The sequence below is a fragment of the Aphanizomenon sp. CS-733/32 genome (genome assembly GCF_028330045.1).
Taxonomy (GTDB): Bacteria; Cyanobacteriota; Cyanobacteriia; order Cyanobacteriales; family Nostocaceae; genus Dolichospermum; species Dolichospermum gracile.
Genome location: NZ_JAQMSE010000043.1, coordinates 1 through 10,915, shown reverse-complemented (window position 1 = coordinate 10,915; position 10,915 = coordinate 1). Strand labels below are relative to the sequence as shown.

Sequence of the window (10,915 nt, the reverse complement as noted above, 5' to 3'; positions counted from 1 at the left end):
GACTACACCTACTTTTTTATAATAACATAAAATCAATATTTTGTTCGTTTCGTCGCTGTAGCCTTCTTTGTTTTCGCTACGCTCAAATACAATTTGGGCTACGCAACTCAACTCACGCGCATTCATCCCACGCTCCTAAGGGTGAGACGTGGGGCTTCTGCTGATTAAGCTAAAGAATCTCATATAGCAGGGGGCAGGGGGCAGGGTGAAAGAATTTTCCAATCACCAATCACCAATCCACTATATGAATCGCTATACAACACATCAATTCAGTATTCGCAAGTATTTTTGCTAATTTGGTTATGTAAATTAAATACTAGACAATTAATTAAATTAAATTAAAATTATACAGATAGCCCGTTAAATTAATAAGAGCTATAATTTTTACTTGGGTTAAATCAAAATGCGTCTAGAGCAGTTGCAAGCCTTTTTGGCGATTGTTCAAACTGGCAGCTTTCAACAAGCAGCAAAACAATGTGGTGTGACTCAATCAACCATTAGTAGGCAAATTCAGGCATTAGAAGCAGATTTAGGGATAGAACTATTTCATAGAACTTCCCATGCCAAATTAACGTTAGGGGGTGAACGGTTACTTCCTCGCGTGCATAAAATCTGCCAGGAATGGGACTTGGCTACACAGGAATTAACAGATTTAATGGGAGGCAAGCAACCGGAACTATGTATTGCAGCAATACACTCAGTCTGCGCTTATTACTTACCGCCAGTGTTACAAAAGTTCTGTCATTATTATCCAGATGTCCAATTGCGAGTCACATCATTAGGAAGCGATCGCTCTCTGAAAGTCCTCAAAGATGGTTTAGTAGACTTAGCAATTGTCATGCACAATCGCTTTCTGATCACGGGCAAAGAAATGGCTATAGAATTCCTATACGAAGAACCCATAGAAGTCCTCACCGCAGCCAATCATCCCCTAGCTAAATATGAGTCTATCCCCTGGCTAGAGTTAATTCATTATCCTCAAGTAGTATTTAAGGATGGTTATGGAATGCAACGTCTGATTCAAGATAAGTTTGAACAGATGAAAACTACACTTAAAGCAACTTTAGAAGTAAACACCCTCGATGCCTTTCGGGGAGTAGTTCGTCAAGGAGAACTCATTGCCTTACTTCCCCAGTCAGCACTCATAGAAGCCAAATATGACCCTACTCTGGCAGTTCGTCCCCTATACGAAAATAATAATTTAGGCAATAATTCCCCTCTAACTCGTCAGGTAGTCATGGTAACAACTCAAGATCGTCTCCATATTCCTCCCATACAATATTTTTGGCACCTTGTCAAGGACAATATTCCAGAAATTAAAAATTAAAAATATAAACTATTGCCTTTATTGCCTTTTTCCACTGACAACTGACAACTAACAAATGACCAATAAATTTCGAGAATTTATCCAAAAAGTAGGTAGTGGAAATCACACATCCGATAATTTAACCCGTGCTGAAGCAGCTACCGCGACAAAAATGATGTTATTAGCTGAAGCGACACCAACACAAATTGGCGCGTTTTTAATTGCTCATCGGATTAAGCGTCCTACCGGGGAAGAGTTAGCTGGGATGTTAGATACCTACCATGAACTTGGCCCCAAATTGTCGGCAATAGCCCAACCTGTCATCGTTTTAGGTATACCCTATGATGGCAGAACCCGTACTGCACCCATCAATATTATTACGGCTTTGTTATTAGCTGCTGCGGGACAACCTGTAATTATGCACGGCGGAGATCGCTTACCCACCAAATATGGTTTACCTTTAATCGAGATTTGGCAAGGTTTAGGAATAGATTGGACTGGTTTATCACTGGAACAAACCCAGGGGATTTTTGAAGAAACAGGAATTGGCTTTATTTACACACCCAAACATTTTCCTTTAAATCAAACTTTGTGGGAATATCGTGATCAATTGGGGAAACGTCCACCGTTAGCAACAATGGAGTTAATTTGGTGTCCATACATGGGGGAAGCCAATATTATTGCCGGTTTTGTTCATCCACCCACGGAAGCAATTTTTCAAGCCGCTTTAGGATTACGTGGGATCACAAAATATACTTTTGTGAAAGGTTTAGAAGGTAGTTGTGACTTACCACGCGATCGCACAGCCATTATCGGTTTATCTTCATCAAGTCCAGAAACATTAACTCGTCTACAACTTTCACCCCGTGAATATGGCTTTAGTACTAAAAATGTTCCTCTAACTACTACAGAAGAACTCATTCAAGATATGCAAGGGGTTTTGACGGGAAAAGCCAGGGAATTCATGCAAACAGCCCTCTGGAATGGTGGTTTTTACCTATGGCGCAGTGGGATTTGTCCAGATATGCAAGCTGGTATAGACAAAGCCGCCGAATTAATTACCAGTGGTCTATTAGCTGCTAAACTGCACCAAATCAAGATGTTGCTGGGTTAAATTCATAATGTCGCACTTCTAATAACTGGTTTTTTTCACCCACAATGACAACAGTAGGAGAGTAACATTTTAACTCTTCCATAGTAAACTGCCCGTAAGTCATGATAATCAAGCGATCGCCAACTACGCCTAAACGCGCGGCTGCTCCATTCAACTCAATAGCTCCCGAATTAGCTGGAGCCGATATAGCATAAGTAATAAAACGCTCACCATTAGCAATATTCACTACTTGTACCTGCTCATAAGGGAAGATACCAGCTTTTGCCAAGAGAACCTCGTCAATGCTAATACTGCCCACATAATTAATATTTGCTGCTGTGAGTGTACAGTTATGAATTTTTGCCGATAAGAGAGTGCGCTGCATTTGATTTTAAATTTTTTTTGCAACCAGTGAGAGATTCGGGGATCATATCAGTAGGTTGTTACTGATCATTCCACAATTATTGGTTTAGTGGGTAATGAGTAATTCACATTACCATCACCCATAATCTATTATGCTTTAGCTTTAGCTGCCTGAATGAACTTTTCGACTAAGGGGGCTACCTTATCAACATCCTGCCAACCGAGAATTTGTGTTACCTTCTTTTCCAAATTTTTATAACTACGGAAAAATTCGGCAATTTCTTCCAGTTTATGAGGGGCTATGTCTTTAAGGGAGAATACATGAGCATAGCGCGGATCTTTATCGGGAACACAAAGAATTTTTTCATCGCGATCGCCACCATCAATCATTTCCAAATAACCAACCGGTCTAGCGGCAATAACGCAACCGGGAAATGTTGGCTCATCCATGATCACCATACCATCTAACGGATCGCCATCATCAGCCAAGGTATTGGGGATAAAACCATAATCATAAGGATACTTAACTGAAGAATAGAGAACCCGATCTAGGGCAAATGCTTGTAAATCCTTATCGTATTCGTATTTATTTTTACTTCCACCAGCAATTTCAATCAGGACATTAATTACACCTGGCTTTGGTTGGGCGGGAATCAAAGATAAATCCACAATAAAACTCCTTTACTAAAAGTGAATCGGCGGCAGCAGCCATTTTTGCTCCCAGTGTAAGATCTTAAGGCATTGTGGATCTCTTCCCCAACATTCCTTCTAAAATACTGGTGAATTTCACCAATGATCCACAAAAAAGGCTCAAGAAGAAAACTCCCTGCCCTTGATCCTCCGTTTGAAGTCTCAAATTCTGCTGTATATTTTAATCTCCGCGAATAGATAGATTGTAGGTTAAGGATGGTTGGTTGTTTTCAACATTCACAGAAGAATAGTGGCCAATGATAAATACTGGTAAAGTGAGAGTGATCAGAGCGATCAGTGTTCCCACAATGTCTGCCAAACGCTGGGAATATGTATCGGAAGAATTGGCAGACGGGCTATTTAAGTTCATACAAAGTTGCAATTAATCAGAATCACGAGTAAGTTGACTCCCTGGAAAAGAGCGTCTACACTATTCTAACTGTTTTTTTACTATAAACCGTAATGTCAGGGATAACTGACATTTTTGATCCTTCAGAAATTCCGTAGGGGCGCAGGGTCTGCGCCCAGAAATTGATGTGTTCTGTCCTGCGCCCCTAAATTGGTAATTAAACCAAAACTATGCAGCTACTTTTTGTTGTGTAGTTGATTCTTCAGATTGTGGTGACTCTTGTTTTTCTTGATTTCCTTGTTCTGAATCACTGCTGGGTTGAACTATTTGGAGGTGAATATTATTCACTTGATTAATAAATAGTTCTATTGCCTGACTGACTCTTTGTTGTTGTTTACCTTCTTCGGAAATATCATAACAACGATAGGCTGGGCTAATTCCCAAAATAAACTTTTCCTGTTCAGCTTCTAATAATTCAACGGCTTTGTTAGCAGCCATCCAATTTTTTTCAAAAGGAAATGAGGTAACAATACTGGCAACAATGGAAGCAACTGCTGGGCAAATAACAGGCAGCCATTTTAACCAGCTTTGTCCTGCTTCTAATTTGTCCACCAACACTAAAATTGGGGTTACACCTGACAAAATAACGGTAGAAATTTGCAAAACATAGTAAAGAGTTCTGGCAAGATTTCGAGAACTTTTATAATCGTCAATCAATTCTTGAGAATATTCTAAGGCTTTAGCTCGTGCCGGCAAAACTGTATTATAGTCCAATGTAGTACCATTGCTTAATAGAGATGTATAGAGTTCAGCTTTTTTGGAAAGCTCAGTTTTTTGTGATTCCTTTTTAGCATTATCTACCGATTGTCTATTGAAAAGAAATAAACCAATAGAAACAGTTAAAGCAACGGAGGCAGCAGTTACATATTGTGGATTACTAGAATCAACATAAATAATGAAGCCTGATGTGATCGCAACTGCGGCTAACAAGTAATCAATCAACCTGAAAAAAAACAACATATTTTTGCCTGGTGTAGTTATTGAGATAATGTTGAATTTGTGACTGAGAAAAGTTGTTGCAAAATGGTACTTTTACAAACAATAATGTATATTACACGAAAGTAACAATATTGACAAGTTGTGCTAACTGTCAATAGTCTAAATTTTAGAATGAAATAGCCCCGCGCTTATTACTCCTAAATGATCTCAGTTTTTACTCTCAAATTCTTCTGTTTGCTTATTCATATTTTTGGGTATTTTTATTTAATTCAAAATTATTCTCTCATTTTTGATCCTGAATTTATTGTCAATACCTTATTAATTTTAATTTGTTGGCAATTTTTATGTTACTGTCTATATTTATTACTGGGCTAATTATGTATTTGTATTTAAAATATTTTTGCTACCTGTTACACTCGTACCCGTAATACACAATGAACTGCGGGATGTGGAATATAGAGTAGTGCGTCCATTAAAAAGCGGGTGGCGGGAATCGAACCCGCATTATTAGCTTGGAAGGCTAAAGTTTTACCACTAAACTACACCCGCGTGCCGCCGATTTAACTAAGATAACATGGCTTTTATAAAATTGCAAGTAGTTATGGAGAATTTATGGGTTTAATTTGGAGGCGAATATATAAATTGCTTAAATCTGGTTTTGATCCGTCTTGATTATAAGCAGCTAGAAAAGTCTCTTGTGCAAGTATCTGGTTAAGTGCTTGCTCATAAATATTTTTTTGGCTGCGGAGTGCGGCCGGTTCAATGGTTATGATTATCGCTTGTTGAAATTGTCCATTTTTATCAATTACCAAACTAGCCAGTATATTTGCTGGTTTGAGATCCTCGTCGCTAGAAAGTATACTGGTCTCTAATTCTTTTTCTGTACTTCCTTGATATTCAGCCAGTACATCCGGTAAAGCATCTGTTATGAGTTGTTTTTGTTGGATTAATTCACTAACTTCTTCTTTGGGTATAGGACTAATAGTAGCTATAGCACCCAATCCATTGGTGGTTGGGGACGTTTCCGGGTGAGGATTTGCGGAAGGTTCTGCTGTGGGGGTTGGGGAATCAGTGGGAATGTCTTGGGGAAGGAGAGTTCCTTCACCCAGTTTCAATTCTGGACGACGATTCCAGGGAAGTTCACTGTCTGGAATTCTTGGTGTTACTTCTGGTATTGGGTTTGTGGGATAGGATTGTTGTCTAACTGGTGGTTTTTCGGGTTCAGGTTTGTCAGCTTCAGGTTTTCTAACTTCTTTTTTTTCAATTTCAGGCTTTTTAGTTTTATCTTGTTCTGGTAAATTAATTTTAGAACTTATCGCACCATCATTTTGATTGGGTGTAATAGGTGCTGATTTTGGTGAACGTGAAGAAGATTGGGGTTTAATTGTGGATTTTGGTTCGGAAGCAATTTCAATAAAATCAATGGGAACCGAACTTTGGTTAGACTGGGGAAACCAAGCTTGAAATTCATTAGATGAACGCATTAACCAAAATCCTAACAAATGGAGAGAGACAGAACCAATACATACAACAGTCCATAACCAAGGTGGATCACCTGTATGATGATATCGTCTGAATGCTTGAGATGTAATGGAACTGTCATTTAAATGATTATTTGTCAACGTTGGCATTATGTTAATTCAAAGCTTGGATATTCTTAAACAAGGAGTTGGGGAAGTATAACTTTTGCGATCAGAATTTTATTTTCGTAAACCTCTAGAGGTACTATAACAATGCAGTAGAACCCCATAGATTTAATTGTCAAGGCACAGATTACCGTTAGGCAGTTAAGTTTTTATACAGGTTGATCACCTTTCCTGTTGATTGAGATGATAACATCAAATATAATCAACTTATCACTGGGCGATAAATCCCCTCTTACAGATGTTATCCCCGGCTGACAAGACATTGATACCTAAAACTTATTCAGCAAACCCTAAATAGCCTATCTTCTGATAATCTAAACAAGTGATCCACCAAGAGGCTTTTAACCTTATTCCTGCAATCAATCAAATTAATCCCTAATTAGCTTTGAAATTCTGGTTTTTTAACCCTACCCAACCCCAAGCAAGCCCAGAAATTGGTACTTTAACTGTTGGAAAACTCCAAGTTCGCGTAGCCACACCTGATGATTTAATCAGTATTGCCCAAATTGTGGCTGAAAGCTTTCATTCCCAAGAAGGTTTGTGGGGTTGGGCTTTCCCTTTGTTTCGCCTAAGTATTTATGAGGATCTCAGGCATCGGCTCAAGTCTCCCACACCTCATCATATTTGTTTAGTTGCGGTTGATACTGCCACTGAAGATCAGAAAATTATGGGAACTATAGAAATGAGTGTTAGGGGTCATGATTCTTGGGTTGGTGTAAATCCGGGTTTCCCTTATATATCTAATTTAGCTGTTGATCCAGATTGCCGTAGATTGGGTGTGGGTTCTAGTTTATTGATTCGCTGTGAGCAAATTTCTCAGGCATGGGGATTTCAAGACTTATATCTCCACGTTTTGGAACATAATCATCATGCCCGTCAGCTTTATTTTAAGTTGGCATATCGGGTACATAAGGTTGAATCTCCCTGGGATAGACTTTTCTTTAATCGCTCACGTCAGATATTACTGCATAAACGTATATAGGAGGAGTCAGGAGTCAGAGAGAGGGAAGGGGAAAGCCAATTTTTGTATGGGATTTCCCGCAAATTTTGGATTACATGGAAGTTCCTGCTTTTAGAAGGGATAGGGGTGAGATTTGCCTTTTTTCTTGTTCTCTAGTTTATTTGGTATGGCTGATCTTTACAGAGACTTTAAATAAAGGTGACTCTGGATTGATTGAAATCTAGCACTAATCCCCTAGAATAGGATAATTAAAGTGACTAAACTGCGTGTTTATTCTTAAAATAAATTATACTATCTAGGGTAATATAGGGGATACCACATCAAATTATCACATTCAAAGCAGTGTTATTAACTAAATTATCATGCCAGATGGAAATGGGCAATTGAATGGCTCTAAGCTCCTCACACTAATTCATGGTGGCAAGATTCTCATGGTTAATAGTCGGAGAAGGAATGGGTTAATACTTTTTAAAGAATACCATGCGGAGTTTGCCGGACCTGGAGCAGCGATTGGTGGAAATCATGATAGTGATTGTCAAGGGATTTTGCCCATAGGTAATCTGTCTTTGCTGACTCCTGAATCCCATGAAGATCGTCAAAAAGCTTATTTGCTTAGGCGACAATGGATTCGCTTGATTAAACAAATTACAGAAGATCCAATTGCTAAGGAACGAGTACAAAAGATTCTTGATCAGTTTGAGGTATTTTTCCCATCTGAAATAGTGGCTTGTATCCCGGATGAGGCTTTTGCGATGTTAGTAGGTGTGTTAACACAAACTGTAACGACAGTTCGTCGCGTAGGTACTGATATCGGAAGTAATGAGTGGTAATTAGGGCTTGCTGATAGTGTAGCGTTAAGCATATAAAGCTAAAACCATTTAGAGAACTCCACAAAAAAGATGATCCAATCTCGTGGGATGGGCATCTTGCCCGTTCTTGTATTATTAGCGGGCTTTTCGGCCCGCACCACCATAAATTTTGGGATATTTTTTTAATTGGAGAACTCTTATTAATAAAGGTTTCGCGGATTTTTATCACAAAAAAGTGCCAGGTTTTGGCTGATGGTGTCTCAAAATAGGTGATCAGAGTTCGGAGTTCAAGAGAAAGAAAGAAGAAGGAAGAAAGAAGAAAATTCCTTCCCTGTCACCTCTCCTCACAGATAAATCTTTCAGCAAGCCCTAATTAGTTTCTACTCTTCCAATAATGCTTTTATTCGTTCTAGGGTGCGGGTGTTTTCTGCGGGTGTACCGATAGTGATTCTTAAGCCATTGGGTAAAAGTCTAATCAGAGTCCCTTGCTTTCTCAGCCCTTGGTTGAGATTTGTTAAAACGGTGGTTGATGATTGAGCGTCCTCGGTTTTAATCCGCAAGTAAATAAAGTTGGTGCTGCTGGGTGTAATTTCCAGGGTTGGGTGTGCGGATAAGGCTGTGATTATTTTGGTTCTTTCGCGGAGGGTTTGGGGGATTGACTCTAGCAAAAGTTGCCGATTTTCTAATGCCATGAGGGCGGCGGCGATGGAAAAACTGGGAAGATTATAAGGAAGACGAACTTTTTCTAAAATTGCGATCGCCTCTGGATGAGCGATACAATAACCTACACGCATGGCTGCGAGACGGAAGGCTTTAGAAAATGTGCGTAATATAATCCAGTTAGGATGTTGTAATAATTCACTGGCTAAAGTCCTTTGACTAAATTCAAAGTAAGCTTCATCAATAACTACTAAAATTTCTTCTGGTAAACTTTTTAACCATTCCAATTCCGCTGCTGTTAAACAATTAGCGGTGGGGGAATTGGGGTGAACAACAAAAACGACGCGAATGGGAGGATTTTGTGGTTGGGAAATGGCAGATTTTGCGGCTGCTAAATCAGTTTCAAAGTTGCTATGGTTTCTGCCTACAGTAACTACGGGAATGCCTAAAGTCTGGGCTAAAATTCCATACATAGAAAAGGTAGGATTGGCGACTAATATAGAACCTTCTCCCCCTAAACAAGTGGCAATTAATAGGGATCTAATTAATTCATCTGAACCATTGCCGACGGAGATATTCGCAGCGGTGAAAGTTGAATTTGCCAGATTTGCTGATTCATTTACATATTGGGAAATGACATTTTTGAGAGTTTCATGTCCACCATCGGGATAACGATTAGTTTCAATAAGGTGTTGATAAGTCCAAGCTAATTTTTCTTTGATTTCCGGTGGTAAATCTGAAGGACTTTCATTAGTATCTAATCTATCAAATTGGATGGCGACTGGTTCAGCACTATCACTACCAGGATGAGCTTTATAAGCATTAAGTTGGGATAAATCGGCACGAATAAATTTAAGATTTGTCATTGGTGATTGGTGATTGATAATGGAAAATTTGTTGAGGATAATTGACAAAATGAATAAATTGCTTGCCAAATTTCATTGCTGACATTGCCTAAGCTATGATCACTATTAAATTCTATTAATTCCACCCAAGGACGGGAAATAGCGAAATGGCGACTAGCTTGGATAGGAATTACTTCATCATGTTTACCATGTAAAATCAAGGTGGGAAGGGGACGTTGTAATAAATCTTCTGAATATTGTTTAGCATCGGTAACAAAATTATAATGTAGGGGTAGTAATTGTTGATAACCATAATGATAAACCATCATATATTTTGTTAATTGCCATAGTTTTAAGCCTTTGCCTAATTTTGGCAACCAATGGGATAAAAAACCGAACGCTGGTGCTAATAGTATTAGGCGTTGTACTTGTAAATGTTGTTGTGCTAAATGGGCAGATATCAAACCTCCTAAGCTAGAACCAATGAGGGTAACGGGTTGGGAATTTGCAGGAAGATGAACCGCAATTTGTTGAATTTGTCGAGTGATTGTTAAGTGAGTAAATCCGCCACTGTTTAAGTCATGGATAGATATTGGGATGTGGTGTTGTGATAATCTTTCTTGAATGTCTTGGGCTTTTGTTGAATTGGGGCTGGAAGCGAAACCGTGAAGATAGAGATAATTCATAAGTGATAAGTTTCAATCATTTCCATATTTTTAATGAAATGCTTACAAAATAAGGCTCCCACTGATTTTAAACCAGGTTTTTCATAAATAGGACTTACGCAAGTGTCACACCAAAAATCTGTTGTGTTGTAGGGTGCTTTACTACTGCATAAATCCTGCAAATAAACAGATTGTTGATATCTGACGCATCCTACCAATGTGCCAGTTGCGTAAGTCCTGGATAAATGGTTTAGAGGGTAAGCTGTTGTGCATTTAGTTTGTATAATTCTAGCGGGCAAGATGCCCGCACTACAAAGTTCAAGTAAATTATGGTTATCAAATTTAGCTGCGTAACAGCTTATTACCGTTTAAAACCCTACTTTTGTTCCGTGACATACTCCACACACTCCCCTTCGGGTGAGTGTGGGCTTCTCAGCGACTCTTCTATGAAGACATTGACTGAGCTTTAAGACCGTGTGTCCCCCGGTTCTTGATATTAATTGAAGCATTCAAATCCCGGCACAAACTG

At 39.0% G+C, this 10,915-nt stretch carries 10 protein-coding genes, 1 tRNA gene and 1 pseudogene; 4 read left to right on the top strand and 8 right to left on the bottom strand.

From position 1 onward, the window contains the following. The first annotated feature begins 403 nt into the window (after positions 1 to 403). Together PN471_RS03995 and PN471_RS03990 are read left to right on the top strand one after the other, a co-directional pair. Positions 404 to 1,327: a LysR family transcriptional regulator gene (locus PN471_RS03995; protein WP_271775753.1), complete on the top strand. Its 924-nt coding sequence runs from the start codon at positions 404 to 406 to the stop codon at positions 1,325 to 1,327. A 55-nt stretch (positions 1,328 to 1,382) separates the two neighbouring features. After that, positions 1,383 to 2,420, top strand: coding sequence for an anthranilate phosphoribosyltransferase family protein (locus PN471_RS03990; RefSeq protein ID WP_271775752.1), 1,038 nt, complete (start codon positions 1,383 to 1,385; stop codon positions 2,418 to 2,420). On the opposite strand, the gene panD is transcribed toward PN471_RS03990, so the two are convergent. The 6 genes from panD to PN471_RS03960 form a co-directional block, all read right to left on the bottom strand. Continuing rightward, on the bottom strand, positions 2,401 to 2,784 hold the full coding sequence (gene panD, locus PN471_RS03985) for an aspartate 1-decarboxylase (RefSeq protein ID WP_271775751.1): 384 nt from the start codon (positions 2,782 to 2,784) through the stop codon (positions 2,401 to 2,403). The two genes, PN471_RS03990 and panD, sit on opposite strands and share 20 nt — an antisense overlap. A gap of 128 nt (positions 2,785 to 2,912) precedes the next feature. Then, positions 2,913 to 3,431 carry an inorganic diphosphatase gene (locus PN471_RS03980; protein WP_193899277.1) on the bottom strand — a complete coding sequence of 173 codons (519 nt, stop codon included), beginning with the start codon at positions 3,429 to 3,431 and terminating at the stop codon, positions 2,913 to 2,915. A 202-nt stretch (positions 3,432 to 3,633) separates the two neighbouring features. Beyond that, on the bottom strand, positions 3,634 to 3,822 hold the full coding sequence (locus tag PN471_RS03975) for a hypothetical protein (RefSeq protein WP_193899279.1): 189 nt from the start codon (positions 3,820 to 3,822) through the stop codon (positions 3,634 to 3,636). A gap of 207 nt (positions 3,823 to 4,029) precedes the next feature. Continuing rightward, positions 4,030 to 4,821 (bottom strand): DUF4231 domain-containing protein, encoded by a 792-nt coding sequence (locus tag PN471_RS03970; protein WP_271775750.1) that lies wholly within the window; start codon positions 4,819 to 4,821, stop codon positions 4,030 to 4,032. Positions 4,822 to 5,278: 457 nt separating this feature from the next. Next, positions 5,279 to 5,349 (bottom strand) — tRNA-Gly (locus PN471_RS03965). A gap of 50 nt (positions 5,350 to 5,399) precedes the next feature. Beyond that, positions 5,400 to 6,431 (bottom strand): hypothetical protein, encoded by a 1,032-nt coding sequence (locus PN471_RS03960; RefSeq protein ID WP_271775749.1) that lies wholly within the window; start codon positions 6,429 to 6,431, stop codon positions 5,400 to 5,402. A gap of 400 nt (positions 6,432 to 6,831) precedes the next feature. On the opposite strand from PN471_RS03960, the gene PN471_RS03955 reads away from it, so the two are divergent. Further along, positions 6,832 to 7,428: a GNAT family N-acetyltransferase gene (locus tag PN471_RS03955; protein WP_193899283.1), complete on the top strand. Its 597-nt coding sequence runs from the start codon at positions 6,832 to 6,834 to the stop codon at positions 7,426 to 7,428. Positions 7,429 to 7,763: 335 nt separating this feature from the next. Then, positions 7,764 to 8,237 (top strand): annotated as a pseudogene (locus PN471_RS03950) (hypothetical protein); the annotation flags it as partial. A gap of 359 nt (positions 8,238 to 8,596) precedes the next feature. Here the strand turns inward: PN471_RS03950 and PN471_RS03945 are convergent. Further along, positions 8,597 to 9,742: a histidinol-phosphate transaminase gene (locus PN471_RS03945; RefSeq protein ID WP_271775748.1), complete on the bottom strand. Its 1,146-nt coding sequence runs from the start codon at positions 9,740 to 9,742 to the stop codon at positions 8,597 to 8,599. Next, the gene (locus PN471_RS03940) at positions 9,739 to 10,407 is read right to left on the bottom strand and encodes a YqiA/YcfP family alpha/beta fold hydrolase (RefSeq protein ID WP_271775747.1); all 669 of its coding nucleotides are present in this window, start codon (positions 10,405 to 10,407) and stop codon (positions 9,739 to 9,741) included. The genes PN471_RS03945 and PN471_RS03940 overlap by 4 nt, the downstream gene beginning before the upstream one ends. Positions 10,408 to 10,915: the final 508 nt, after the last annotated feature.

What these genes read in the sequence shown, in the direction of transcription:
- PN471_RS03995 (WP_271775753.1), top strand. Translation starts at nt 404, where the DNA reads ATGCGTCTAGAGCAGTTGCAAGCCTTTTTGGCGATTGTTCAAACTGGC.
- PN471_RS03990 (WP_271775752.1), top strand. Translation starts at nt 1,383, where the DNA reads ATGACCAATAAATTTCGAGAATTTATCCAAAAAGTAGGTAGTGGAAAT.
- panD (WP_271775751.1), bottom strand. Translation starts at nt 2,784, where the DNA reads ATGCAGCGCACTCTCTTATCGGCAAAAATTCATAACTGTACACTCACA.
- PN471_RS03975 (WP_193899279.1), bottom strand. Translation starts at nt 3,822, where the DNA reads ATGAACTTAAATAGCCCGTCTGCCAATTCTTCCGATACATATTCCCAG.
- PN471_RS03970 (WP_271775750.1), bottom strand. Translation starts at nt 4,821, where the DNA reads ATGTTGTTTTTTTTCAGGTTGATTGATTACTTGTTAGCCGCAGTTGCG.
- PN471_RS03960 (WP_271775749.1), bottom strand. Translation starts at nt 6,431, where the DNA reads ATGCCAACGTTGACAAATAATCATTTAAATGACAGTTCCATTACATCT.
- PN471_RS03945 (WP_271775748.1), bottom strand. Translation starts at nt 9,742, where the DNA reads ATGACAAATCTTAAATTTATTCGTGCCGATTTATCCCAACTTAATGCT.
- PN471_RS03940 (WP_271775747.1), bottom strand. Translation starts at nt 10,407, where the DNA reads ATGAATTATCTCTATCTTCACGGTTTCGCTTCCAGCCCCAATTCAACA.